This window comes from Rhodocyclus purpureus, from assembly GCF_016653115.1.
Classification (GTDB): Bacteria; Pseudomonadota; Gammaproteobacteria; order Burkholderiales; family Rhodocyclaceae; genus Rhodocyclus; species Rhodocyclus purpureus.
Window position 1 is genome coordinate 29766 of the sequence record NZ_NHRX01000064.1, and the last position, 24911, is coordinate 54676.

Sequence of the window (24911 nt, forward strand, 5' to 3'; positions counted from 1 at the left end):
CCGTGCTTTCATCACCCGTTCAGACGGAGGTTCCTTCATGGCGACTCGTAATCCGCAGGCTGAAGTGGCGCAGAAGACGAGCGCCGACCCGGCGCCCGGCGCCGCAGGGCGCAAGGCCGCCATCGAGCGTCCGCGCCGCGCCGTCGCCGGCGACACCGCGCCCGCTCTAGGCGAGCAGGAGATCGAGCGCTTCGAGGTCGCTCAGGCGATCGACGCGGCGACCGGAAGCAAGGTCGCGGCGGTCACCGACATCCTGCAGTCGGGCGCCCAGGACGTCCAGGCCAAGAAGCAGGCGCTCGACGCGATCCTCGCCGGCGCCTCTGCCGAGGACGTCGCGGTCTTGCGCGAGGCCTTCCTGCAACAGGAATCGTTGATCGTCGCCAAGCGACCGAAGAGCCCCGACGACGAGCTGTCCGATGACTGGCGCAGCGGCGGCTATCCGTACCGCAACCTGATGTCGCGCAAGAACTACGAGAAGCAGAAGTACCAGCTGCAGGTCGAGCTGCTCAAGCTGCAGGCCTGGGTCAAGGAAAGCGGCCAGCGCGTCGTCATCCTGTTCGAAGGCCGCGACGCCGCCGGCAAGGGCGGGACGATCAAGCGCTTCATGGAGCACCTCAACCCGCGCGGTGCGCACGTCGTCGCGCTGGAAAAGCCGACGCCGACCGAGCAGGGGCAGTGGTACTTCCAGCGTTATATCCAGCACCTGCCGTCTTCCGGCGAGATCGTGATGTTCGACCGTTCGTGGAACAACCGCGCCGGTGTCGAGCGCGTGATGGGCTTCTGCTCGCCGGACGAGTACGCCGAGTTCATGCGCCAGTGTCCGGAGTTCGAGCGCAACCTGGTGCGCAGCGGCATCCACCTGATCAAGTTCTGGTTCTCGGTCAGCCGCGAGGAACAGCGCCGCCGCTTCCTCGAGCGCGAGGCGCACCCGCTCAAGCAGTGGAAGCTGTCGCCGATCGACTTGGCCTCGCTCGACAAGTGGGACGACTACACCAAGGCCAAGGAGGCGATGTTCTTCTACACGGATACGGCCGACGCGCCGTGGACGGTGGTGAAGTCCGACTGCAAGAAGCGCGCGCGCCTGAACGCGATGCGCTACGTCCTGCACAAGCTGCCCTACACCAACAAGAACCTCGACCGCATCGGCCCGCTCGACCCGCTGATCGTCGGCCGCGCCAACGTCGTCTATGAGCGCGGCGAGAAGGACAGCATGGCGATCCTGTAGCGCCGGCGCCGCCGTCGGGAAGAGGCGTTCCCGGCAGCAAGACGTATCAAGCGAAAGGATGCACGGGAAAAGATGCTGGCAGCGCTGACAAACCTGTTCAAGGGCCGCAACACCCAGGACGATTCGATGGCGATCGCGAAACGGATCGCCGTCGAGGCCGAACGCAGCTTCTCGCCGCTGGCCGCGTCCGGCTTCGATTATGCGGCACTCCCGGCCAGCCGCGAGTCGCGCTTCTTCATCGGTTTCGTCCTCGGCTACTGCCAGGGCATGGCCCAGCAGCAGCGCGCCGAGGACATCCGCAGCGTCGCCATCAGTGCCGCGCTGTGTTTCTTCGAGACCCTGTTCGAGCGGGACAAGGCGCGCCGCTTCATCGATCTCGCGCTCGACTGGATCAATGCCTGCGACAAGGAACTGATCGCCGCGACGCAAAGCGGCGGGGTGTTCGCGCAGAAGAAGCTGGGCGACGAGGAGGAGGCTACGCGCTTCCTGTTGCGCGAGCTGGCCGGCAGCGCGTCGGCCTAGTACGCCGCCGGGCGCAGTGCGTGCTCAGCCGCGCTGGTGCGACATCAGCTTCTTCAGCCCCTCGGTGCTGAGGATGCGCACGTACTTCTGCTGCACCGCGATCAGCCCCTCTTCCTGGAACCTGGAGAAGGCGCGGCTGACCGTTTCCAGCTTGAGCCCCAGGTAGCTGCCGATCTCGTCACGCGTCATGCGCAGGTAGAACTCGGCCGGCGAGTAACCGCGCGCGGTGAAGCGCTGCGACAGGTTCAGGAGGAAGGCGGCGAGGCGTTCTTCGGCGCGCATGGTGCCGAGCAGCATCATCACGCCATGGTCGCGCACGATCTCGCGGCTCATCACCTTGTGGAAATGGTGCTGCAGGGTGTGCATCTCGCGCGAGAGGCCTTCGAGGTGAGAGAAGGGGATGACGCAGACTTCGCTGTCCTCGAGCGCGACCGCGTTGCACGAGTGCGCTTCGGTGCTGATGCCGTCGAGGCCCAGGAGCTCGCCGCTCATCTGGAAGCCGGTGACCTGGTCGCGGCCGTCCTCGATCAGGACGTCGGTCTTGAAGAAGCCGCTGCGGATCGCGTAGATCGCGTCGAAGTGCTGGCCGGCGCGGTAGAGGTGCTCGCCGCGCGCGACACGGCGGCGCGAGGAGACCAGTTCGTCGAGCTTTTCCATCTCGCGGCGGTCGAGTCCGGGCGGCATGCACAGCTCGCGCAGATTACAGTTGGAGCAGGCGGTCTTGACCACCTCCAGCATGACTTTCTTCGTCGCGGTGCGCTGCGGCATGGGTTTCCTTCGCTAAAGCGGGGCCGTGAGGCCGTTTGATCCACGTCAAACTTGGCGTTTTCCAGGCGCCGCATAATCCGGGCCACTCAAGCCGGCCGACCCCTGTGGCCGACCCTGCTTCACCGAGATGTCCTGATCAACGCGCAGAGAGACACCATGACGAACCCCGTTGCCAACGTAGTTTTCGATCCCGACATGCTTCGCCGCTTCGACGTGAACGGCCCGCGTTACACGTCGTACCCGACGGCCGACCGCTTCGTCGAAGCCTTCGGCGCCGATGCATACACGGCTTGGCTCGGCAAGCGCAACATCGGCGGTGTCAAGAAACAGCTCTCATTATACTTTCACATCCCCTTCTGCAACACGATCTGCTACTACTGCGGTTGCAGCAAGATCATCACCAAGGATCACAGTCGCTCCGCCAAGTACCTCGAGTACCTCGACAAGGAGATGGCGCTGACGAAGAGCTTCATGGAGGAGGGCGACAACGAGGTCGCGCAACTGCACTGGGGCGGCGGCTCGCCGACCTTCCTCAACGACGAGGAAATCGCGCGCCTGATGGGCAGCATCAAGAAGCACTTCAAGCTGATCGACGATGGCGAGTACTCGATCGAGATCGACCCGCGCAAGGTGTCCCGCGCGACCGTCGAAATGCTCGGCCGGCTCGGCTTCAACCGCATGAGCATCGGCGTCCAGGACCTCGACGAGGACGTGCAGAAGGCCGTCAACCGCATCCAGAGCGAGGACGAAACGCGCATGGTGATGGAGGCGGCGCGTGACAACGGCTTCAAGTCGATCAGCGTCGACCTGATCTACGGCTTGCCGAAACAGAGCTTGAGCACCGTCAATCGTACCCTCGACCGCGTCCTGGCGATGAGCCCCGACCGCCTGTCGATCTACAACTACGCGCACCTGCCGAGCCTGTTCAAGCCGCAGCGGCGCATCCTGCAGGAAGACCTGCCGACCGCCGACCAGCGCATGCAGATCCTGGCGCTGGCGATCCGCCGCCTGACCGAGGCCGGCTACGTCTTCATCGGCATGGACCACTTCGCCAAGCCCGACGACGAACTCGCCGTCGCGCAGCGCCAGGGCCGCCTGCACCGCAACTTCCAGGGCTACTCGACGCACGCCGACTGCGACCTGCTCGCCTTCGGCGCCACCTCGATCGGCAAGGTCGGTCCGACCTACAGCCAGAACGTGAAGACGATCGAGGAGTACTACGACCGCCTCGACCATAACCTGCTGCCCGTCTTCCGCGGCATCGAACTGAACGCCGACGACCTGGTGCGCCGTTCGATCATCCAGTCGCTGATGTGCCACTTCGAGCTGTCGATCGAGTCGATCGAGATCGCCCACCTGCTCGACTTCAAGACCTACTTCGCCCAGGAACTCGAAGACCTGCGCGAGCACGAGAAGGCGGGCCTCCTGCGCATCGACGACAAGTGGATCACCGTGCTGCCGGCCGGCCGCATGCTGGTGCGCGCGATCTCGATGGTGTTCGACCGCTACCTGCGTGCCGACCGCCAGCGCACGCGTTACTCGAAGGTCATCTAAGCGCCGTCTGCCGCGGCCGCCCGATCGATGCCGGAAAGCGGCCTGCTGGCGCTGTTTCTGGTCGGCCTGCTCGGCGGCGGGCACTGCGTCGGCATGTGCGGCGGCATCGTCGGCGCTCTGTCCCTGGGCGGCGCCGCCACTCCGCTGCGCCGTGCCGGGGCGGCCGGAGGGGGCTTCTCGGCGCTGCCGCTGCACCTTGCCTACAACGCCGGGCGCATCGCCAGCTACGTGCTGGCGGGGGCGCTTGCCGGCGCGCTCGGCGGCGCCAGCCTGGTCCTCGCCGGCCAGTTGCCGCTGCGCCTCGTCCTGTCGACGCTGGCCAACCTGATGCTGATCGCGCTCGGCGCGCATCTCGCCGGCAGCAGTGGTGTCATCGCCTTCGTCGAGCGCGGCGGACAGCGCCTGTGGCGCTTCGTCAGTCCGCTCAGCGGGCGCTTCCTGCCCGTGCGCGGCGTCGCCCAGGCCTTCCCGCTCGGGCTGCTGTGGGGCTGGTTGCCGTGCGGACTGGTTTATAGTGCACTGGTGACCGCGCTCGGCAGCGGTTCGGCGCTGAACGGCGCGCTGGCCATGCTGTCTTTCGGACTGGGGACGCTGCCCAACCTGCTGCTTGCCGGCCTGCTGGCGGCGCGCCTTCGGCACTGGCTGGCGCGTCGCTGGCTGCGCCTTGCCGCAGGACTGATCGTCGCCGGCTTCGGCGTCCATGGGCTGCTCGGCGTCCTGCGTCTTTGGCTTGAACTCTAGGAGATGGCGATGAAGGTACTGATTCCGGTCGATGGTTCCGCCCACTCGGAGCGTGCGCTCGAGCGCTTCATTGAACTGGCGGCCGAGCTGGCGACGCCGCCCGAGGTGCATCTGCTGCACGTGCATCTGCCGATTCCGGTCGGCCACGTGCAGAAGCATCTCGATCGCGGTGCGCTCGACGCCTACTACCGCAGCGAGGGCGACGCGGTGCTCGTCGCTCCCTCGGCGCGCCTCGAAGCTGCCGGGATCGCGTTTCAACGCCACCTGCACGTCGGCGAGCCCGCGGTGGTGATCAGGCATGTCGCGCAGGAGTTCGGCATCACGCTGATCGTCATGGGTACCCACGGCCGCGGTCGCGTGGCGACGGCGATGCTCGGCTCGGTCGCCGCCGAGGTCCTGCATCAGCTCGACTGCCCGGTGCTGCTGACGCGATGAAGCCAGCGGCCGGCGGTCCCCGCCGGCTCGATCTGCCGGTCGCCGGGATGAGCTGTGCCGCGTGTTCGGCGCGGCTGGAGAAGGTCCTCAACCGGCTGCCGGGGGTCAAGGCCTCGGTCGATCTCGCCGGCGAGCGCGCACGCGTCGAGCTGGCTGCGGCCGAAGGCGGCGCCGCCGCACCCGTGACCACGCCGCAGCAGGTGCTGGGGGCGATCGAGAGGGCGGGATTCCGCGTTCCCGAGCAGACGGTCGAACTCGCCGTCGAGGGCATGAGCTGCGCCGCGTGTTCGGCGCGCCTGGAGAAGGTGCTCAACCGCCTGCCGGGTGTCGTCGCCACGGTCGACCTGGCCAGCGAGCGCGCGCGCATCCGCTACGTTCCTGGCCTCGCCGACCCGGCGAGCCTGGCGCTGGTGATCGCCGCTGCCGGCTTCGTCGGCCGCGTCCCCGAGGGCGACGCCGGGCGCGCGCGTGCCGAGGAGAAGGCGCGCAAGCTCGCCGCCTGGCAGGCCGAGCTGCAGACTTTCTTGATTGCCGCCGTGCTGACCTTGCCGCTGCTGCTGCCGATGCTGGTGATGCCGTGGTCTCTTTCCGGCGGCGGGCAGCATGGGATGGCGGCGATGGAGTGGCTGCCGCGCTGGTCGCAGCTGCTGCTGGCGACGCCGGTGCAGTTCTGGGCCGGCTGGCGCTTCTACGCGGGCGGCTGGAATTCCCTGCGTGGCGGCGGTGCCAACATGGACGTGCTGGTCGCGCTCGGCTCGACCATGGCCTGGGCGTTCAGCGCGGTGGTCACCGTGTTCGGGCTCGACACGCTGCACGTCTATTTCGAGGCCTCGGCCGCGGTGATCACGCTGGTGCTGCTCGGCAAGCTGCTCGAGGCGCGCGCCCGGCTGCGCATGTCGGAGGCGATCGAGGCCTTGCTGCGCCTGCAGCCGAAGACCGCGCGCGTCGAGCGCGACGGCCGCCTGGTCGACATCGACGCGGCGCTGCTGCTGCCGGGCGACGTTTTCGTCGTGCGTCCCGGCGACAGCATCCCGGTCGACGGCGAGGTGATCGACGGTGCCTCCAGCGTCGATGAGGCGATGCTCTCCGGCGAGAGCATGCCGCTGCCGAAGCGCGCCGGCGACCGCGTCTTCGCGGCGACGGCCAACGGCGAGGGGATGCTGCGCTGCCGCGCGACCGGCGTCGGCGAGCATACCCTGCTCGCCGGGATCATCCGCCGCGTCGCCGAGGCGCAGGCCTCGAAGGCGCCCGTGCAGCAGCTGGCCGACCGCATCTCGGCGGTGTTCGTCCCGGTGGTGTGCGCGCTGGCGCTGTTCACCTTCGTCGGCTGGCTCTTCTTCGTCGGTGATTTCACGCAGGCGCTGGTCAATGCCGTCGCCGTCCTCGTCATCGCCTGTCCGTGCGCGCTGGGTCTGGCGACGCCGACCGCCGTTGCTGTCGGCGTCGGCCAGGGCGCGCGCGCCGGCATCCTCGTGCGCGACGTCGGCGCGCTCGAACGCGCGGCCGATCTCTCGGTGCTCGTCATCGACAAGACCGGGACGCTGACGCGCGGCGAGCCGGCACTGACCGACATCGTCGCCCTTGCCGCAGAGCACGACGAAGGCCGGCTGCTCGCGCTTGCTGCAGCGCTGGAGCAGGGCTCCGAACACCCGCTGGCGCGCGCCATCCTGCGTCATGCCGAGGCCGATGGGCTGATCGCGACGGACCGCCGGGGCGGGGCGCTGCCTGCGCTCTCCAGCTTCGTCGCCGTCCCCGGCCGCGGCGTCGAGGGCGTGGTCGATGGTCGTCGCCTGCGCCTGGGGGCGCCCGACTGGTTCGCGGGCCTGGACCTGCCGGAAGACGCGATCGCCGCGCTGGCCGGCACCGGCAAGACCGTCGTCGCCCTCGCCGACGACGAGCGCGTGCTCGCGCTGTTCGCCATCGCCGACGCGCTGCGCGAGACTTCCAAGGCCGCCGTCGCCCGCCTGAAGGCGCGCGGGCTGCGCCTCGTCATGCTCACCGGCGATAACGCGGCGACCGCCGCGGCGATCGCCGCCCAGGCGGGCATCGACGAGTTCCGCGCCGGCGTCCTGCCCGGCGACAAGGCGGCTGCGGTCGAGGCACTGAAGGCTTCCGGCAAGGTGGTCGGCATGGTCGGCGACGGCATCAACGACGCGCCGGCGCTGGCCGCGGCCGACGTCGGCTTTGCCATCGGCGCCGGTTCCGACGCTGCGATCGAGGCGGCCGATCTGACCCTGGTGCGCAACGACCTCGCCGGTGTCGGCGACGCGATCCTGCTCTCGCGCGCGACGCGCAGCAAGATTCGCCAGAACCTATTCTTCGCCTTCGTCTACAACGCGCTCGGATTGCCGCTGGCGGCGCTCGGTTTCCTCAACCCGGTGATCGCCGGGGCGGCGATGGCGATGAGTTCGGTCTCGGTGCTCAGCAACTCGCTGCTGCTGCGCCGCTGGCGGCCGCGCTGATCGTCCACAAGCCTGGCGTCGGCGCGGCACCGGGGACGGCGTTCGCGTTATCATTGTGGCTGGTGTTCAATCTGGAGTTTCTTGCATGGCAACCATCACCCTCAAAGTCGACGGCATGATCTGCGATACCTGCACGCAAAACCTGCACGGAATTTTCCGTGCGATGGCCGGGATCAACGACGCCGTGGTCACGCTGAACCCCGGTCAGGTGACGATCGACTACGATCCGGAGATCATCGGCATGGAAGATTTCCGCGAAGCGATCGAGCTGGCCGGTTTCGATCTGGTCGCCTGAGTTCGCGACTCCCCGGGCCGATCACGCAGCCAGGCTGATCACGATGCGCGCCACGGCCGACGCCCCGGGTTCCGCAATCGCTGGCGACGAGGCGCTGGCGCTCGCCAGCGAGCTGCTGCAGCTGGCGCGCGCGCATGGGGAACTGCCCGCGTCGATCGACGAACTCGACGAGCGGCGGCTCTGCGCCGAACTGGCTGCGGTGATCCGCGCCTGGTCGGCGGGCGAAGGACGCTCGGCGCGTCTCTTCCGGCTCGGTGCCGAAGGCGCGCTGCTGCTCGGGATGGCGGCGCTGCCCCGCCTTCCCCTCGCCGCGGCCTGCAGGATCGCGGCGAATGCGGCGCTGGCCGCGGTGTCCGGCGCCGGGGTCCGTCCGGCCCTGCTGCTGGCGGCGGCCGGCGCCCTTTTAACTGAAGAAGAAGCTGCCGCGCTGCTCGCCGCCGTCGGCGCCGACACGCCGTCGGCACTCCATCGCCTGCCGGCGAGTTGCCTCGACAGCCTCGTCCTCGCGCTCGCGCATCAGCCCGCGGCGCGCTTCGGCTGGCGCGGGGCACTGCCCGGTGACCGGCTGATCCTTTCCCAGGCGCTCGGTGGCGGCATCCTGCTCGACGCCTGGCGTTCCGGTGAGCTGGCGAGCGAGGCCAGGGAGGCCCTGCTCGGCGAGCTGACGCAGCCGCCGACAGCGGGCCCGGTGCTGGCCTGCATGGAGCACGTCCATGCGCAGAGCGTCGCCAGCGAGCGCGGTCTGCTCGGCGCCCTGCTCGAACTGTGCAGCGATGCCCCCGCAAGCGTCGGCGCGCGCATCGACCTCGCCGCCTTGCCCGTGCTGCACGGTGCCCCCGAGCATCTCGCCGCATCGCCGGCGCTGGGCAGCGCTGCGCGCCGCAACCTCGATCGCGATGCTGCGTCGTTGCGCCAAGATACCGATGTCCTGGTTGCACATCAGGCCACGCCCGCGCGCGAGTTGGCGCGACTCCTCGTCGCCGATCCCGTCCCCGGCGGCGGCTTGCTGGTCTGCTGTTCCCCGGAATCGGTCACCGAAGTGCTGGCGACCCTGCTCGAGCTCGATTTCGGCCACGCCTCGCTGATCGGCGAAGTGGTCGCCGGTGAGCGCCGGGTGCAACTCGTCGCTCAGCGGCTGGCGGGCGAGGAGACCGAGGCGGGCAGGTAGGAAGCGCGCTGCTCCTGTGCCGACCCAGCAACGGGGCTGCCAGGCGGCGTGGTGTTCGACGCTGTCGCCTCGCTCCGCTGCGCGCCGGCACCCGCATCGACGATGCCCTTGATCGTGTCGTAGATGAGCATGGTGAGCACGCCGAAGACAAGCGCGAGGAGCAGCGCCGTCGTCTTGCCGATGTGGTCCGCGTGGATCTGCTTCAGTTTGCTGCCGATGCCCATGGTTCCTTCCCCGAGATCGTCGCCGGCGCGGGCGACTTGGCCAAAAACGAAATTCTAACTGCTGGGCGGCGTGAAGGCGCGGCAGATTGCCCTGCGCCGACGGCCGCGTCTGGCGGCAGCCGAAGCGACGGCCTTGAGCTTGCGGCGAACTCGTCGATAATGAAGATGGCGGGCAATGGCCGCGGGGTGCGTGGGAGTGGCGAACCGGGCCTTGCAGCGCGTGGCGGAGTCCGCCGCCGGCATCAAACTGGAGACAGATCATGCGTATCCTGCCGTGGCTTTTCAGCGTGTCCTTCCTGCTCGCCGGCCCTGTCGTCGCCGCAGACGGGGATGGGGCGAATTCGGGATTCCTCGGCGACAGCTATTCCCGGCTGGAAGACGCCCGCTCGCCCTCGGGGCATAAGGTCAGGCGCTGGATCTCACCGGCGCTCGGCGCGCGGAGCTACGAGGCGATGCTGCTGGAAAGGACGGTCCTCTGGCCGCAGCCCGCTGACTCGGCGCAGATCAGCGTGGCAACCCTGAACGAGATCGCTGCCTGCCTCGACGAGACGCTCGCGCGCGAACTGGGCGCGGTGCTCACCCTGAGCCCCGTGGCTGGCGCCAGGACCCTGCGCTTCAGGCCGGCGATCACCGCGGTCGCCGGCAAGGACATGGGTTTCAAGGCCTATCAGCTGTTGCCGATCGCCTTCATCGCCACCCTCGGCAGGACCACGAAGAAGGCCACCCTCTCGGTCGAGTACCAGATCCTCGATGCCGAAAGCGGCGAGGTCCTCGCCGCCGGGATGCGCGAAGATGCCGGGGAAGACATTGGCTCGGTCGGCGACCGGCTGACGCTGGACAGCGTCAGGCCGGCCATCGAGCGCTGGGCGAGGGATGCGCGCGCCTTCGTCGAGGCCGCCAGATCCGGGAAATAGACCTGCCGAGCCCTGCCGACCGATCGCGGCGGAGAGCGGTCCGCGCTCAGTCCGGCTTGTGGATGAAGCTCGCGCGCTCGACCGTCGTCATCCAGACCAGCCCGTCACCGACGTGGCCGGTCTGCGCGAAGCGCGCGATGGCGTCGAAGATCGCATCGGCCACGTCGTCGGGAACGACGATCTCGATGCGCACCTTCGGGCTGTAGTCGGTCAGGTCCTCCTTGAACGACTGCGGCGTGTGCCGCGCCGGCGCCGAGCAGCCCTCGGCCTTGCTCACGGTCATCCCGGGAAAACCCTTGATCTCGCGCAGCGCGTCGCGCAGCGCGGGCAGCTTGTTGGGACGGACGATGGCCTTGATTTCCTTCATGCAGGGCTCCTTTACGCTTCGGCCGGTTCTTCGTCGAACCAGCGGTAGAGGGTGGGGAGGACGACGAGGGTGAGCAGGGTCGAGGTGATCAGGCCGCCGATGACGACGATCGCCAGCGGGCGCTGCACTTCCGATCCTGGTCCGGTGGCGAAGAGGAAGGGGATCAGACCGAGCATCGCCACCGTCGCCGTCATCAGCACCGGCCGCAGCCGCAGTTGCGCGCCTTCGATCACTGCCTCGCGGATCGTGCGTCCTTCGCCGCGCAGGGAGCGGATGCAGGAGATGAGCACGACGCCGTTCAGCACCGCGATCCCCCACAGCGCGATGAAGCCCACCGATGCCGGCACCGACAGGTACTCGCCGGAGACGAACAGCGCCACCAGCCCGCCGATCGACGCGAAGGGCAGCACGGTGATGATCAAGGTCGCGTAGCGCAGTGAACCGAAGAGCAGGAAGAGCAGGAAGAAGATCGCGGCGATGGTGATCGGGACGATGATCGACAGGTGCGAGAGCGCGCGTTCCATGTTCTGGAACTGGCCGCCCCATTCGAGGTAGTAGCCCTCGGGCAGTTCGACCTCGCGCGCGACCTTCTGCTGCAATTCGGCGACGAAGCCGCCCAGGTCGCGGTCCTTCACGTTCACGCCGACGACGATGCGCCGCTTGGCGGTCTCGCGCGAGATCTGCGCGGGGCCGTCGGCGACCTTGATCTCGGCGATGTCGGTGAGCCGCAACTGCGCGCCGTTCGGCGCCGAGACGAGGATGTCGCCGATGCGCTCGACGTTGTTGCGGAAGTTCTCGGGCAGACGGACCACCGCGGCGAAGCGGCGTTCGCCCTCGAACACCTGCGTCGCCACCTTGCCGCCGATCGCCGTCTCGATCACGTCGTTAACGTCGGCGACGTTGAGGCCGTGGCGCGCGATCGTCTGCCGGTCGATCTCGATCTGCAGGTACTGCTGGCCGCTGATGCGCTCGACGCGCATGTCCTGCGCGCCCTGCACCGACTGCGCGACGCGCGAGATTTCCTCGGCCTTCTGGCGCAGCGTGTCGAGATCGTAGCCGAAGATCTTGACGGCGACGTCGGAGCGCACGCCGGTCACCATCTCGTCGACGCGGTCGGAAATCGGCTGTGCCATGACGATCTGCACGCCGGGCAGCGTCTTCAGCTTCTCGCGCATCGCTTCGGCGATGTTGTCCTGCGTCCAGCCGGAAGGCCACTGGTCGCGCGGCAGGAGGCTGACGATCGGCGTCGATTCGTTGGGGCCCTGCGGGTCGGCGGGCGACTCGCCGCGGCCGACGCCGGAGATCGCCGACTTGACGCCGGGGACCTCCATCACGCGCTTCATCGCCTCCATTTCCATCGCGATCGACTCGTCGAGCGAGATGTTCGGGACGCGGTTGATGCCGGGGACGACCGAGCCTTCCTTCATCTCGGGGATGAACGCGGTGCCGAGGAAGGGGAACAGCGCCAGTGCACCGACGAAGGCGGCGATCGACAGCGCGACCGTGCGCTTCTCGTTATCGAGCGCGCGGTCGAGCAGATTGCGGAAGAAGGGCTTGACCTTGGCGATCACCCAGGTGTCGTGCTCGGCGCCGCCCTTGAGGAGGTACGAGGAGAGCACCGGCGTCAGCGTCAGCGACAGGATCAGCGACATGCCGAGCGCGATGGCGATGGTGTAGGCGAGCGGGGCGAACATCTTGCCTTCCATGCCTTCGAGGGTCATCAGCGGCAGGAAGACGAGGATGATGACGCCGATGCCGAAGATCACCGGCGTCGCCACCTCGACCACCGAGCGCAGGATGACGCGGATCGGTTTCTCGCCGGTGTCGCGGGCCTGCCCGAGCCGCGCGAAGGCGTTCTCGACGACGACCACCGAGCCGTCGACCATCAGGCCGATGGCGATCGCCAGTCCGCCGAGCGACATCAGGTTGGCCGAGAGGCCGTACTTGTTCATCACCAGGAAGGTGAGCAGCGGGGTGAGCACCAGGGTGGCGACGACGATCAGCGAGGAACGCACGTCGCCGAGGAACAGGAAGAGGACGACGACGACGCCGAGGACGCCTTCGAGCAGCACCTTGACCACGGTCCACATCGCCGCATCGACCAGCTCCGAGCGGTCATAGTAGGGGACGATCTTGAGCCCGTCGGGCAGCATCCCCTTCTCGTTGATCTCCTGGACGCGTTCCTGGACGCGCTTGACGATTTCCTTGGCGTTGCCGCCGGCCATCATCATGACGATGCCGCCGACCGACTCGGTCGTCCCGTTCTTGACCAGCGCGCCCTGGCGCACGTCGTGGCCGAAAGTGACCTCGGCGACGTCGTGCACATGGATCGGGACGCCACCGACCTCCTTCAGGACGATCGAGCGGATGTCGTCGAGGCTGCGCACGAGGCCGATGCCGCGGATCAGGTACTGCTCGGCGTAGTGCGGCAGGATGCCGCCGCCGGTGTTGGCGTTGTTGCGGCCCACCGCCTGATAGACGTCCTGGACGGTCAGCTGGTAGTAGCGCAGCTTGTCGGGATTGACCAGCACCTGGTACTGCTTGACGTAGCCGCCCTGCGAGTTGATCTCGGCGACGCCGGGGATCGAGCGCAGCAAGGGTCGCACCACCCAGTCCTGCGCGGTGCGCCGCTGGGTCAGTTCCTCGACCGACAGCGTGCGCTCGCCATCATCGTCGCGGTCGAGCGTGTATTGATAGACCTCGCCGAGGCCGGTCGACACCGGGCCGAGCACCGGTGTGACGCCCTCGGGCATGCGGCTGCCGACTTCGAGCATGCGCTCCATCACCAGTTGCCGCGCGAAATAGACCTTGGTGTCGTCGGTGAACACCAGGGTGATCAGGGATAGCCCCGGCTTGTTCAGCGAGCGCATCTCGGTCAGGCCGGGCAGGCCGGTCATCGCGATTTCGAGCGGCACGGTGATGAAGCGTTCGACCTCCTCGGGCGAGCGACCGGGCGACTCGGTGGCGATCTGCACCTGGACGTTGGTGACGTCGGGGAAGGCGTCGACCGAGAGCTTGCGCGCGGCGTCGATGCCGAACGCGAGCACGATCACGGCGATGACGAGGACGATCAGGCGCTGCTTGAGCGCAGCGCGAATCAGCGATTCGATCATGATCCCTCGAGTTCCTTGCGCTTGCGCTCGTTGTTGAGGTGGAAGGCGCCGTCGACGACGATGCGCTCACCGGGCTTGACGCCGGAGAGGACCGCACGCCGGCTATCGTTCTCGGGGCCGAGCTGGACGCGGGTGAGGCGGAAGCGGGCGCCGGGGGAGGGCGCTGCCTGCATCGTGTTCACCGCTTCCTCGCTGCTCGTCGCGGTGGCTTCCGGCTGAGCGAGGGCGACGAAGACGTGGTCGGCGTCCTTCTCGCGCACCACCGCTGAGGCCGGGATCACCGGCCGCTCGACCGGCTTGTCGGCGATCAGCATGGTCGCCAGCATCGACGGCTTCAGGCGGCCGTCGCGGTTGTCGATTTCGCTGCGCACGAGGACCGTGCGCGTGTCGGGGTCGACTGTCTGGCCGACGTAGATCAGCTTGCCGAGGACATGCTCGTGGTCGAGCGCCGGCACCTCGATGGTCACGGTCTGACCCTGCCTGACCTTGGTCGCCTGCTCCTCGGGCACCTGCGCGACGGCCCACAGGCGCGACAGGTCGGCGACCGAGAACAGCGGGTCGGTCGGTTCGACCACCTGGCCCTTCGCCACCTGCCGGTCGACGACGACGCCGGAGATCGACGCGACCACGGTGCTCATCGAATTGATCGCGCCTTCCGTGTCGAGGCGGCTGAGCGCGGCGGCCGACAGACCGAGCACGCGCAACTGGTCGCTGGCGGCGCGGCGCTCGGCGGCGGCGACCGCCTGTTCGCTCTCGCGCCGCTGCAACTCGGCGGCGCCGATGACGTCGCCCTTGTACAGCGTCTGCGCGCGTTCGGCGGCGCGGGTCGCCAGTTCGGCCTGCGACTTGGCCTTCAGATAGGCGAGTTCGGCGGCGCCGAGCTCGGTGCTGTTGAGCACTGCCAGCGCTTCGCCGGCGCGCACCGACTTGCCCGGTGCGGCGAGCACCTCGGTGACGCGGCCGGTGACGCTGGCGCCGATGCGCGCGAAGCGCTGCTCGTCGAAGTCGATCTTGCCGGCGACGCGCACCGTGTCGGCGATCGGCGCCGTCTTCACCGCCTCGATCTTCAGTTGCGGCATCAGCGTCGGCGGTGCCGTCACCAGCATCGGGTCGGCGGGCGGAACGGCGACCGCCTTCGGTTCTTCCTTGTCGCAGGCGGCGATGAGGACGAGCGAGCAGAGCAGGATGGGGAGCTTTTTCATCACCGGGGAATCTCCGGGAGTTGTTCGTTGGCAGGCGCTGCGACTGCGGCGCGGTTGGCACGCAGGCGTTCGATTTCGATGACCGCCGCGGCGAGTTCATAGCGCGCGGCGATGCGTTCGTTGCGCACCGCGCGGTATACGCGCTGGGCGTCGAGGTATTCGAGGATGCCGCGTTCACCGGCGCGGTAGGCGGCTTCGGCGATGCGCTGCGCTGCTTCGGCCTGGCGGATGATGCCGGCTTCGAGCGCGCCGAGCTGCGCCTTGGCGATCTCGTACTGGCGATACGCGGTTTCGACCGACTGCGCGAGCGTGAATTCCTGGGCCGCGAGCTGGTTGCGCGCGCGCGCGAGCTGGGCCGCGGCTTCGCCGACCGGACCGCTGCGCTGGTCCCAGAGCGGGATGCTCATGACCACGCCGACGCGCGACGAGCGCAGCTCGGGGTCCTGTTCCTCGCTCGCACGCACGGCCAGCGTCGGCAGGCGCAGGCTGCGTTCGAGCGAGAGCTGGCGTTCGGCGCGCTGCACCTCGGCACGCGCGCGCGCGATTTCCGGGTTGCGCGCGAAGACTTCGGCGCGCAGCTGATCGAGCTCGGGCAGCGGGGTCGCCAGCACCCGCTCGACATCGCCGCGCAGCCTGAAGCTCGGCGGCAGCGTGTCGCCGACCGACTGCCTGAGCAGGGCGCGCGCCTGCTGCGCACGCAACTCGGCGCTGGCCGCGGTCTTGCGCGCGGTGAGCAGTTCGGTGTCGGCCTTGATCAACTCGTAGCGCGGCGCTTCGCCGGTGCTCACGCGCAATTCGATGCGGCTGCGGATCTGTTCCGAGAGCGACGCGTCCTCGTTGGCGGCCCGGATCTCGGCGTCGCGGCGCAGCACGTCGTAGAAACCGCGTTTGACGCGCGCTGCGGTGTCGGCCTCGAAACTGGCGAGTCCCGCCCCGGCGGCCGCCGCGTACGCGCTCGCCGCCTCCTGGCGCAGCCCGAGCTGGCCGGGCAGCGGCAGCGGCTGGGTGATGGTCACCGTGCGCAGGTCGCCGGGAACCCCGCTCGCCTGGCGCAGCCGCGACTTGCCAGACAGGTATTCGACTTCGGGGTTGGGGAAGGCGCCGGCGGTGCGAATTGCGGATTGCGCCGCGGCGACTTGGTCGCGCGCGGCGAGCACCTCGCGGTTGCCCTCGCTGGCCATCTGCAGCAGTTCGTCGAGCGTGAACTCGTTCTCGGCGGCAAAGGCCGGCGGCACGAGCAGGACGCCGAGCGTTGCCAGAAGCAGCGCACCGCGTGCCAGGTGCCGTTGGCCTCCAGGCCGGGCGTTGCCCGGGTGTGACGACGAGGGCATGGTGCTTCCTTCCTTTCGGTTACCGGGCTCAGCCACGCGCTGCCTGCAGTGCGGCGATGCGGTCTTCGAGCGAGGGGTGCGACATGAACAGCGCAGCGAAACCGCCGCCGTTCTTGCCCGATATGCCGAAGGCGGCCATCTGCTCGGGCAGCGGCGCGGGTTCGGCACCGCCCAGGCGGCGCAGCGCGTTGACCATTTTCTCACGTCCGGCGAGCGCAGCGGCACCCGCGTCGGCGCGGAACTCGCGCTGGCGGCTGACCCACTGGACGATGATCATGGCCAGCACGCCGAGGACCAGTTCGGCGGCGATGCTGGCGACCCAGTAGCCCACACCCTGGCCTTCCTCGTTCTTGAGGATGACACGGTCGACGAAGTAGCCGAAGATGCGCGCGAAGAAGAAGACGAAGGTGTTGACGACGCCCTGCACCAGCGCCAGCGTCACCATGTCGCCGTTGGCGACGTGGCTCACCTCGTGCGCGAGCACCGCCTCGACCTCGTCGCGCGTCATGCTGCGCAGGAGGCCGGTGCTGACCGCGACCAGCGCCGAGTCGCGGCTCATGCCGGTGGCGAAGGCGTTCGGTTCGGGCGCGTCGTAGATCGCGACTTCCGGCATGCCGATGCCGGCGGCGTCAGCCTGGCGGCGGACCGTGTCGACCAGCCAGCGCTCGGCCTCCGAGCGCGGCGTCTCGATCACCTCGGCGCCGGTCATGCGCTTGGCCGACCACTTGGAGATGGCGAGCGAGATGAACGAGCCGCCGAAGCCCATCACGAAGGCGAATACGAGCAGCGACGAGAGGTCGAGTCCGTTGGCGGTGAGATAGCTGTCGACGCCGAGCAGGCGCAGCGAGATGCTGAGGACGGCGACGATCGCGAAGTTGGTGAGCAGGAAGAGGAAGATCCGTTTCATGGTCCGGCTCCTGTGGATGAAGTGAGTGACGACAGCGATGATAAAGGATTGCGTCTGTTAAAATAAAATCGAATGTATGGAATTGTTTCATCCATAAATACGAATAATTGCCTGGTCCTGAAAAGCCCTTGCGCGCCGTCCGCTTGGGGGAGAGACGATGAACTTCAAGCACTTGCACTACTTCTGGGCGGTTGCCAAGTGGGGCGGCATTGCGCGCGCTGCCGAACGCCTGCACCTGACGCCGCAGACCCTGTCGACCCAGCTGCGCCAGTTCGAGGAACGCTGCGGCGTCAAGCTGTTCCGTCCGGCGGGCAAGGGGATCGAGCTGACCGAGGCCGGCCGCATGGCCTTCTCCTACGCCGACGAGATGTTCTCGATCGCGGGCGAACTGGCCGATGCGCTGCACAACCTGCCCGCCGGACGGCCGCGCAATTTCCGCGTTGGCGTCTCCGACGCGCTGCCGAAGAGCCTCGCCTACCGCATGCTGGCACCGGCTTTGACCATCGCCGATCCGCTGCGTTTCGTCTGCCGCGAGGGCAAGCTCGAGCACCTGCTCGCCGAGCTTGCCTTGCACCGGCTCGACCTCGTCCTCGCCGACCGTCCCTTGCCCTCAGGGATCAACGTGCGCGGCTACAACCACCGGCTCGGCGAGAGCGCTACCGGCTTCTTCGCGGCGCCGCGGTTGGCCCGCCAGCTGGCCGGCGAGTTTCCGACTTCGCTGCACGGCCAGCCGCTGCTTCTGCCCGGTGACGACTCGGCCCTGCGCCAGCGCCTGCTCGCCTGGTTCGAGCGCGAGCGGATCGTCCCGCACGTCGTCGGAGAGTTCGACGACAGCGCGCTGATGAAGGCCTTCGGGCGCGCCGGTGCCGGCGTCTTCCCGGTGGCGCTGGCGGTGCGCGACGAGGTTGCCGCCAACTACGGCGTCGAACTCGTCGGCCGCACCGACGCCGTGCGCGAGGCCTACTTCGCGATCTCGGTCGAGCGTCGCGTCACGCACCCGGCGGTACGCGCGGTGATCGACGGCGCTTGCGCGCGTCTCGACCGGCCGGTGGCGAAATCCTGAGCATGCTCCGATCGCCGGCGCTCACTTGGTGAGGATCAGCTTGCCCTGGCGCGTCTGGCGCAGGCGATATTCGGCACCCAGGTGGTGGATGACGATTTCGTCGCTGCCGGCGAGCAGGGTGCGGCTGTCGATCGCCTTGCGCGCAGGCGTGGGGCTCGCCGCGACGGGCGGCGGCAGGGTCGGTGCAGGAACTGTGCTCATGGTCGGGGGATTTCGGCGTCGTGAGAGTCAGGGGCGGCTGCCCGGGTCGGTGATGAAGCCGATGCGCGTCAGCCCCTGCCGGGAAGCCTCGGACATCACCTGCGCGACCTTCTCGTACGGCGTGCTGCGGTCGGCGCGGATGTGCAGTTCGGGCACGGGGCTCAGCGTGGCGGCTTGCGCCAGGCGCGCCGTGAAGGCGGTCGGTTCGAGCTTCTCGCCGTTCCAGAGCAGCTGTCCCTGCGCGTCGATCGCCAGTTGCACGTTTTCGGCGCGCGTTTCGTTCACGGTCGAGGCGGCGCGCGGCAGCTCGACCTTGACCGCGTGCGTGAGCAGCGGTGCGGCGACGATGAAGATGATCAGCAGCACCAGCATCACGTCGATCAGCGGCACCATGTTGATTTCGGCGAGCGGCGCGTTGTCGTCGCCGCCGTCCAGGCTGGCAAAGGCCATCGTCGTCTCCTAGCGCAGTGCAAGGCCGGGGTGGCCGGGCGCGCGACCGGCGTCGCCGCGCGTCATGGCGATCACCTTCTCGCTGGTGGCGCGCGCGTCGGTGAGCATCGGCGAGGTCTTGACGCCGGTGGCGAGGAAGGCGAACACGTCGTAGGCAAAGGCGTTCAGCTGCGCCAGCGTGTTGCGGTTGGCGCGGGCGAAGGCGTTGTAGGCGATGGCGGCCGGGATCGCCGTCGCCAGGCCGATGCCGGTCATGATCAGCGCCTCGCCGACCGGGCCGGCGACCTTGTCGAGCGTCCCCTGTCCGGAAATGCCGATCGCGACCAGCGCGTGGTAGATGCCCCAGACGGTGCCGAACAGGCCGACGAAGGGCGCGCTGGAAGCGACGGTGGCGAGGAAGGTCTGGCCGAATTCGAGGCGGCTGCGGTCCTCGTCGATGGCGCGCTTGAGTGCCCGCGTCAGCAGGTCGTCGGGGGCGCCGGCCTCGATCAGGCTCGCCGCTTCGCCGCCGACGTGCCGCCGCTTGTACTGCTCGATGGCGGTGAAGCCGTGGTGCACCAGGTGCGAGAACGGCTCGGTCGTGCCCTGCTCGCGGATGCGCGAGGCGACGGCCTCGAGGTTGGGCGCGTCCCAGAACGCCGCGATGAAGGAAGCGCTGGCGCGCTGCATGCGCAGGACACGAATTCCCTTGCTCACGATCAGGTACCAGGTGCCGACCGAAGCGATCAGCAGCAGGACGAGGACGCCCCAGGCGACGCCGTCGGCATTGTTGAAGAAGTGGGCCAGGCCCAGCGGATTTTCCATGTCAGCCTCGCAGATTAAAAACGATGGGAACCATCACCCAGGCGTCGACCGCCTCGTCGCCACGGCGCGCGGGAACGAAGCGCCAGCGCCAGACAGCTTCCTGGGCGGCCCCGTCGAGTCGCGGCGAACCGCTGCTGCCCTGTACCTCGACCTGGCCGGCGCGGCCGCTGGCCTCGACGAAGACACGCAGCATGACGCGGCCTTCCTCGCCCATGCGCCGCGCCATCGCCGGATAGACGGGTGTCGGATTGTGCAGATAGTCGGCGTCGAAGCGCGGTGCGCTGACGGCGCTCGTCGCTTCGCTGGCAGCCGCCTTGGCCGGCGTCCCGGGGCTGCTCGCCCTGAGCGGTGTCGGCGGCTCGCTGACCGTCGCGATGGAAGCGGCTTCTTTGGGGGCCGCCAGCTGCGCAGGCTGCGTGCGCGGCTGTGGTCGTGACGGTGCCGGCGGCGTCGGCTTCGCCGCGGCGGCCGGCTCGGCTGCTATCAGGTCGACCGTCAGCGTCGCCGAGGGCGTCGCCAGCGGCGGCGTGTCGAAATTCATCAGGAGACCGAGCAGGGCAAGGTGGGCGAGGGCGACCAGCGCGACGCCGCGCGCGGAAACACGCTGCGCTGCCGGATGGCTAGACGCGGCCAGGCTTGCCGATGCGGGGATTGAGACGGACATCCTGTTTCCCTTGAAACGCGAATGATTCTCATTTTAGATGAAAATGATTCGCAATGGTAGACAGGATGAACGATTTTTTCGCTACTGCGGCAGCACTTCGAGGGTGGCCGAGTAGCTCAGTCGCCGTTCGCTGGCCTCGGGATGCGTGGTCTTGCGGTCGGTGGTCTCCGCTTCCAGCCAGTACATCCCCGGCTGCGGCCAGGTGACGGCGAAGCGACCTTCGCCATCGCTCTTCACCCTGATCTCTTCCGGGTGGTTGCGATAGCGGCTGCCGCCGCGCAGCACGCTGACCTCGATGCCGGCTGCGGCCTGGCCGTCGATGGTCAGGCGGAAGCGCGTCGTCTCGCCGCTGAAGAGATCGTGTTGCTCCGGCAGCACTTCGAGGCCTCGGCCCTCCGCGCGCAGCGGACTGGGGGCGCCCAGCGTGACGAAGGTCTCGACGCGGCTGAACATTTCGCCGAGCTTGAGCGCGCTCGCATCTGGCGGCAGCGCGCGTGCGAAATCGGCGGCGCTGCCGCGCCAGCGCTTGTTTTCGCCATTGAGCTTGTAGCTCGCGAGCAGTCCTTCATTGATCACGGCCAGGCGGTAGCTGCCCTTGTCGCGCAGTTCGACGTCGAAAACGCTGCGCAGGCGGCCGCGCAGGAGGTTCTCCGTGGCCCGCGGCGCGCCGTCGGGTCCGGTCACGCGCAGGTGCTCGAGCGCCAGCGGCTGGTGGTTGAAGAAGAAGAGGTCGTTCGCGACTGCCGCATCGACGGTGATCCACTGCGCCTTGGAGACGACCGTAGACGAAGGCAGCAACCAGGCGCTGTGGGCGTGCGCGGCGGAGGAGAGCAGGGCGCTGCCGAGCGAGGCGAGAACGAGCAGCGGGCGAAGGCGTGGCATGATGGTTCTCCTTTTGCGTGGGCTCAGGGGACGAGTTCGAGGGTGACGGCACCGAGTTCCTGCCCGCCGGAAGTTTCGCTGCGCAGCGCTTCCTTGGGCGGCCAGGCGAAGGGCAGCGCGACCAGTTCGCGACCGCCGACTTCACGCACGGCTTCAACGACCAGCCGGTAGTCCCCGCGCGGGAGGGCGGCGATCCGGCTGTCGGAGGCGGCGATGCGCAGGCGCTGTTTGCCGACCGCCGGCGTCGCAGCGGTGATCGCGTCGACCGGCATGTCGAGCTCGCGACCGCCGCGTCGCCACCACTGGCGCAGGTCCTTCAGCCACTGGTTGCCCTCCTGGTTCTTCTTCTTCGCGTCGTAGAGCACGGCGAGCGGGGTGAAGGACGGCTTTCCAGCCTCGGCGCCTTCGATCCATACCGCCACATAGGGGCGGTGGTATTCGGCGACGGCGAGGCGCGGAATCTCGAAGTCGATCCTGAGTTCGGCGGCGTGGGCGGAGAGGCTCAGCGCGAGCAGCGGCAGGGCAAGGCGCAGTGGCTTTTTCATGTCAGTGCAGGATGAGGAAGGCGAGCAGCGCCGGGACGGCGACCCCGGCCAGGACGCTCGGCCAGGTGGCCGGGCGCTTGCCGGCGTGGCGGTGGAGCAGGAGCAGTCCGGTCAGGGCGAAGATGAGGCAGGCAACGGAAAAAATATCGATGAACCAGCGCCAGGCGACCCCGGTGTGCCGCCCCTTGTGCAGATCGTTCAGCCAGGCGATGACGCCGCGTTCGCTCAGTTCGTACTCGACGGCGCCGCTGTCGCGCTCGATACGCAGCCAGGCGTCGCCGCCGGGGCGCGGCAAGGGCAGGTAGATCTCGTCGGCAGCCCATTCGGCGACGAGTTCGCCCGGCTGTCCGCCGATGCCGATCTCCGCGTCGAGCCAGGCGCGCAGGGGCGGCGGCAGCGGCGCCCGGCGTCGCTGCTCGTCGGCCAGTCCGGCGAGCAGCGCATCCGGCAGCTGCGCCGTGCGCTGGGTGACTTTCGGCGTCGCCTGGATGTCGACGGCATGGTTGAGGGTGATTCCGGTCGCCGCGAACAGCAGCAGCCCGGCGAGACAGATCGCCGAACTGATCCAGTGCCAGCGGTGCAGGGTCTTGGTCCAGCGCGCAGCGCCGGCCTTGGTGTCGGGAGTCATTCGGAAGCAGCGCCTCTGATGAGGGGCCGGCGACCCGGCGCGTTCGCCCCGGATTGCCGGCGGTTTTGGCTGAAGGTTTCGGCTAGAAACGCGTGCTCAGGCTCAGCATCGCCGTGCGCGGCGCACCGACGCTGATGTTGTTGTCGTTGTGCGCGGTCGGGTAGTACTTCTTGTCGAACAGGTTCTCGATGTTGAGCGCGAGCCGGGTCTTGTTGTCGGCAAAGCGATAGTAGAGGGCACCGTCGGCGCGCACGAACGAGGGAAGCTTCACGGCGTTGCTGAGCGAGGTGTACACCTCCGCCTGATGGACGAGGCCGAAGCCGAGCCCCCAGCCGCCGCCAAGGTCGAACTTGTTCCAGATCGACGCCGCCTGCTTGGGCACCAGCGCGACGCGCGCGCCGGCCGGCGTTGCCAGGCTCGTGCTGCTGCCGCCGATTGCCGTCTCGGTGCGCGCGTCGAGCAGGGCGAAGCCCGCGTAGATCTGCCAGTTCTTCCTCACTTCGCCCTGCAGGCTCGCCTCGACGCCTTCGGTACGCTGCAGGCCGGAGAGTGCGAGTTTGGTCGGATCGCCCGGGTCACGCGTCTTCACCTTGTCGCGGTCGGTGCGGAAGACGCTGGTGGACAGGGTGAGGCGCGGATTGAGGTCCCAGCGCGCGCCGACTTCGTAGTTGAGCGCCTCCTCGGGGCCGAGTTCGGCATTGTTGGTCGCCAGCGTCAGCCCGTCGCCGGAGGGCAGGAAGGAATAGCTGTAGCTCGCGTAGTAGGTCTGCGTTCCGGTCGGCTGGTACACCAGGCCAAGGCGTGGGCTCAGCTTGCTGTCGGTGCGCGCGAGGTCGTTGCTGCCGAACTGGTCGTTGAAATTGACCCGGAAGCTGTCGTAGCGCAGGCCGGCAGTCACTTTCCACTGCTTGTTGAGCGCGATCTGGTCCTGTACATAGGCAGCGAAGAGGTCGGCTGTCGAGCGGCTGTGTGCGCTCAAGGTCCAGCTCGCATTGGCATAGGGGCTGGAGGCGGCAACGCTCGTTGTCTTGTTGCCGTTGAACCTGCCGTCGTTGCGGTAGCTGTCGTTCTCCTGGCGGCCGATTTCGATCCCGGTGAGCAGCGTGTGTTCGAGGCCGCCGGCGACGAACCTGGCGATGAGGTCGCTCTGGTTGAAGAAGTTCAGCCGGTCGATACCCTGGTTGTAGGCCGAGAGCGTGAGATTGTCGGCGGCGTTGACCGCGCTGCTCGCATAGACGTTCTGGTAGAACTTTTCGTACTGCGTGACGCGGAAGTTGTTGCGGAACTGCAGGCCGTCGCCGAGCTGGTGTTCGAGCAGCGCGTACACGCCGTTGACCGTGTTTTTCGAAATGTTCTGCTGCGGGCTGCCGAAGAACTGGCCGCGCGAAGTTTGAAAGGGGCGACCGTTCTCCGAGGGAATGCCGCGGTCGGCTGTGCGCTCGTCGTTCAAGTATTCGTAACCGAGGGTGAGCAGCGTGTCGGGACCGGGCGTCAGCGTCACGGTCGGGTTGATCGCCTGGCGCCTGAGGCTGAAGAAATCGCGGAAGCTGTCGGAGTCCTCGCCCATGCCGGTGATGCGCCACGATGCCGCGTCGTTGATGCGAGCGCCGGCGTCGAAGCTGCCGCGCCGCTGGCCTTCGCTGCCGAGGGTGAGGTTCACGTCGCTATGCGTCTGGAAATCGGCGCGTTTGGTGACGCGGTTGACCACGCCGCCGGCGCCACCGCGACCGAAGGCCATGCCCCCGGGACCCTTGAGCACCTCGACGCGCTCGAGGTTGTAGAGGTCGCGCTGGTACATGGCGTCGTCGCGGACGCCATCGACGAAGAAGTCGGAAGTGGTGTTGATGCCGCGCAGCACCGGCTGGTCGCGGTTGCCTTCGCCCTGGCCCATCAGCGTCCCGGGGACATAGCGCAGGACGTCACCCATGCTGCTCATCGCCTGGTCGCGCATCAGCTCGACGGGAACCACCTGTACCGAGGCGGGAATGTCCTTGAGCGGCGTGTCGGTCCTGGTGAAGGTCGCCGAGCGCGTGGCACGGTAGCCCTGAACCGGACCGTCGGCGCTTTCGGCGTTCGCCTCGACGGTCAGGGTCGGCAGGGTGCGGGTCGTTTCGTCACCGCTCTGTGCCTGGGCGTGGCCAGCGTACAGCGTGGTGATGAGGACGGCGAGCGGCGTCAGTTGCTGCAGCGGCGAGTGGGCGCGGCGAGGCGCGGAAGCGAGCGGGTGCATTGCTGTCTCCTGAATGCATTCTGGCTGGCTTCCGGCGTGGCCGGTGGCTGGCTGAGTGATGTGAATCGGGCTGAAGAACGATCGATCCGGACTCTATCAAATGAGAATCATTCTTGTAAAGGGTGGCGTGCAAGGCGCTGCCGCCGTCACTCCGTCCGCTGCCAAGGCAGCCGCGAGCGGCGCGCGGCTCCAGGCCGTGCGTTGCTCGTGCAGGGG

The 24911-nt window shown here is 68.2% G+C and carries 25 protein-coding genes; 10 read left to right on the forward strand and 15 right to left on the reverse strand.

Annotated features, from left to right (window positions below; genetic code table 11):
• The first annotated feature begins 37 nt into the window (after nt 1-37).
• Complete coding sequence (gene ppk2 / locus CCR84_RS13960; protein WP_201213502.1) at nt 38-1225, forward strand: polyphosphate kinase 2; 1188 nt, start codon at nt 38-40, stop codon at nt 1223-1225.
• Between the two features lie 72 nt (nt 1226-1297).
• Entirely contained in the window at nt 1298-1747 is a 450-nt protein-coding gene (locus tag CCR84_RS13965; RefSeq protein WP_201213504.1) for a hypothetical protein, read from the forward strand.
• A gap of 24 nt (nt 1748-1771) precedes the next feature.
• On the opposite strand, the gene fnr is transcribed toward CCR84_RS13965, so the two are convergent.
• Nucleotides 1772-2515, reverse strand: coding sequence for a fumarate/nitrate reduction transcriptional regulator Fnr (gene fnr, locus CCR84_RS13970; RefSeq protein WP_201213507.1), 744 nt, complete (start codon nt 2513-2515; stop codon nt 1772-1774).
• A gap of 156 nt (nt 2516-2671) precedes the next feature.
• On the opposite strand from fnr, the gene hemN reads away from it, so the two are divergent.
• The 6 genes from hemN to CCR84_RS14000 all read left to right on the forward strand — a co-directional run bounded on the left by hemN (nt 2672) and on the right by CCR84_RS14000 (nt 9170).
• Nucleotides 2672-4069, forward strand: coding sequence for an oxygen-independent coproporphyrinogen III oxidase (hemN, locus tag CCR84_RS13975; RefSeq protein ID WP_201213509.1), 1398 nt, complete (start codon nt 2672-2674; stop codon nt 4067-4069).
• A 27-nt stretch (nt 4070-4096) separates the two neighbouring features.
• Nucleotides 4097-4810 (forward strand): sulfite exporter TauE/SafE family protein, encoded by a 714-nt coding sequence (locus CCR84_RS13980; protein ID WP_201213511.1) that lies wholly within the window; start codon nt 4097-4099, stop codon nt 4808-4810.
• Between the two features lie 9 nt (nt 4811-4819).
• Nucleotides 4820-5245: a universal stress protein gene (locus CCR84_RS13985; RefSeq protein ID WP_201213513.1), complete on the forward strand. Its 426-nt coding sequence runs from the start codon at nt 4820-4822 to the stop codon at nt 5243-5245.
• Nucleotides 5242-7707 (forward strand): heavy metal translocating P-type ATPase, encoded by a 2466-nt coding sequence (locus CCR84_RS13990; RefSeq protein WP_242508740.1) that lies wholly within the window; start codon nt 5242-5244, stop codon nt 7705-7707. Before CCR84_RS13985 ends, CCR84_RS13990 begins: the two co-directional genes overlap by 4 nt.
• Before the next feature lie 85 nt (nt 7708-7792).
• Entirely contained in the window at nt 7793-8002 is a 210-nt protein-coding gene (locus CCR84_RS13995; protein ID WP_201213514.1) for a heavy-metal-associated domain-containing protein, read from the forward strand.
• Nucleotides 8003-8045: 43 nt separating this feature from the next.
• Nucleotides 8046-9170, forward strand: a complete 1125-nt coding sequence (locus CCR84_RS14000) for an AIR synthase-related protein (protein WP_201213516.1) — start codon at nt 8046-8048, stop codon at nt 9168-9170.
• Here CCR84_RS14000 and CCR84_RS14005 read toward each other — a convergent pair.
• Nucleotides 9131-9394, reverse strand: a complete 264-nt coding sequence (locus tag CCR84_RS14005; RefSeq protein WP_201213518.1) for a hypothetical protein — start codon at nt 9392-9394, stop codon at nt 9131-9133. The genes CCR84_RS14000 and CCR84_RS14005 overlap by 40 nt on opposite strands.
• 260 nt (nt 9395-9654) lie before the next feature.
• Between CCR84_RS14005 and CCR84_RS14010 the strand changes: the two genes are divergently transcribed.
• Nucleotides 9655-10308: a DUF3313 domain-containing protein gene (locus CCR84_RS14010; protein ID WP_201213520.1), complete on the forward strand. Its 654-nt coding sequence runs from the start codon at nt 9655-9657 to the stop codon at nt 10306-10308.
• 46 nt (nt 10309-10354) lie between these two features.
• On the opposite strand, the gene CCR84_RS14015 is transcribed toward CCR84_RS14010, so the two are convergent.
• From CCR84_RS14015 to htpX, 5 genes are read right to left on the reverse strand one after another with little or no spacing between them, the layout of a single operon-like run.
• Nucleotides 10355-10675: a P-II family nitrogen regulator gene (locus CCR84_RS14015; protein ID WP_201213522.1), complete on the reverse strand. Its 321-nt coding sequence runs from the start codon at nt 10673-10675 to the stop codon at nt 10355-10357.
• An 11-nt stretch (nt 10676-10686) separates the two neighbouring features.
• On the reverse strand, nt 10687-13788 hold the full coding sequence (locus CCR84_RS14020; protein WP_201213524.1) for an efflux RND transporter permease subunit: 3102 nt from the start codon (nt 13786-13788) through the stop codon (nt 10687-10689).
• Complete coding sequence (locus CCR84_RS14025; protein WP_201213527.1) at nt 13785-14990, reverse strand: efflux RND transporter periplasmic adaptor subunit; 1206 nt, start codon at nt 14988-14990, stop codon at nt 13785-13787. The genes CCR84_RS14020 and CCR84_RS14025 overlap by 4 nt, the downstream gene beginning before the upstream one ends.
• Nucleotides 14990-16321: a TolC family protein gene (locus CCR84_RS14030; protein WP_201213529.1), complete on the reverse strand. Its 1332-nt coding sequence runs from the start codon at nt 16319-16321 to the stop codon at nt 14990-14992. Before CCR84_RS14030 ends, CCR84_RS14025 begins: the two co-directional genes overlap by 1 nt.
• Before the next feature lie 28 nt (nt 16322-16349).
• Nucleotides 16350-17228 carry a protease HtpX gene (htpX, locus tag CCR84_RS14035; RefSeq protein WP_201213531.1) on the reverse strand — a complete coding sequence of 293 codons (879 nt, stop codon included), beginning with the start codon at nt 17226-17228 and terminating at the stop codon, nt 16350-16352.
• 157 nt (nt 17229-17385) lie between these two features.
• Between htpX and nhaR the strand changes: the two genes are divergently transcribed.
• On the forward strand, nt 17386-18291 hold the full coding sequence (gene nhaR, locus CCR84_RS14040) for a transcriptional activator NhaR (RefSeq protein ID WP_201213533.1): 906 nt from the start codon (nt 17386-17388) through the stop codon (nt 18289-18291).
• A 21-nt stretch (nt 18292-18312) separates the two neighbouring features.
• Here nhaR and hemP read toward each other — a convergent pair whose 3' ends face one another.
• The 8 genes from hemP to CCR84_RS14080 form a co-directional block, all read right to left on the reverse strand.
• Nucleotides 18313-18492 (reverse strand): hemin uptake protein HemP, encoded by a 180-nt coding sequence (gene hemP, locus CCR84_RS14045; RefSeq protein WP_201213535.1) that lies wholly within the window; start codon nt 18490-18492, stop codon nt 18313-18315.
• A gap of 27 nt (nt 18493-18519) precedes the next feature.
• A complete protein-coding gene (locus CCR84_RS14050) occupies nt 18520-18942 on the reverse strand; it encodes an ExbD/TolR family protein (protein ID WP_201213538.1) in 423 nt (140 codons plus the stop codon).
• A 9-nt stretch (nt 18943-18951) separates the two neighbouring features.
• Nucleotides 18952-19746, reverse strand: coding sequence for a MotA/TolQ/ExbB proton channel family protein (locus CCR84_RS14055; RefSeq protein ID WP_201213540.1), 795 nt, complete (start codon nt 19744-19746; stop codon nt 18952-18954).
• 1 nt (nt 19747) lies between these two features.
• Nucleotides 19748-20410 carry an energy transducer TonB gene (locus CCR84_RS14060; RefSeq protein ID WP_242508741.1) on the reverse strand — a complete coding sequence of 221 codons (663 nt, stop codon included), beginning with the start codon at nt 20408-20410 and terminating at the stop codon, nt 19748-19750.
• Nucleotides 20411-20491: 81 nt separating this feature from the next.
• Complete coding sequence (locus CCR84_RS14065) at nt 20492-21292, reverse strand: DUF4198 domain-containing protein (RefSeq protein WP_201213542.1); 801 nt, start codon at nt 21290-21292, stop codon at nt 20492-20494.
• 23 nt (nt 21293-21315) lie between these two features.
• Nucleotides 21316-21837 (reverse strand): DUF2271 domain-containing protein, encoded by a 522-nt coding sequence (locus CCR84_RS14070; protein WP_201213544.1) that lies wholly within the window; start codon nt 21835-21837, stop codon nt 21316-21318.
• 1 nt (nt 21838) lies between these two features.
• Nucleotides 21839-22465 (reverse strand): PepSY-associated TM helix domain-containing protein, encoded by a 627-nt coding sequence (locus tag CCR84_RS14075; RefSeq protein WP_201213546.1) that lies wholly within the window; start codon nt 22463-22465, stop codon nt 21839-21841.
• Between the two features lie 82 nt (nt 22466-22547).
• The gene (locus tag CCR84_RS14080) at nt 22548-24695 is read right to left on the reverse strand and encodes a TonB-dependent receptor (RefSeq protein ID WP_201213548.1); all 2148 of its coding nucleotides are present in this window, start codon (nt 24693-24695) and stop codon (nt 22548-22550) included.
• Nucleotides 24696-24911: the final 216 nt, after the last annotated feature.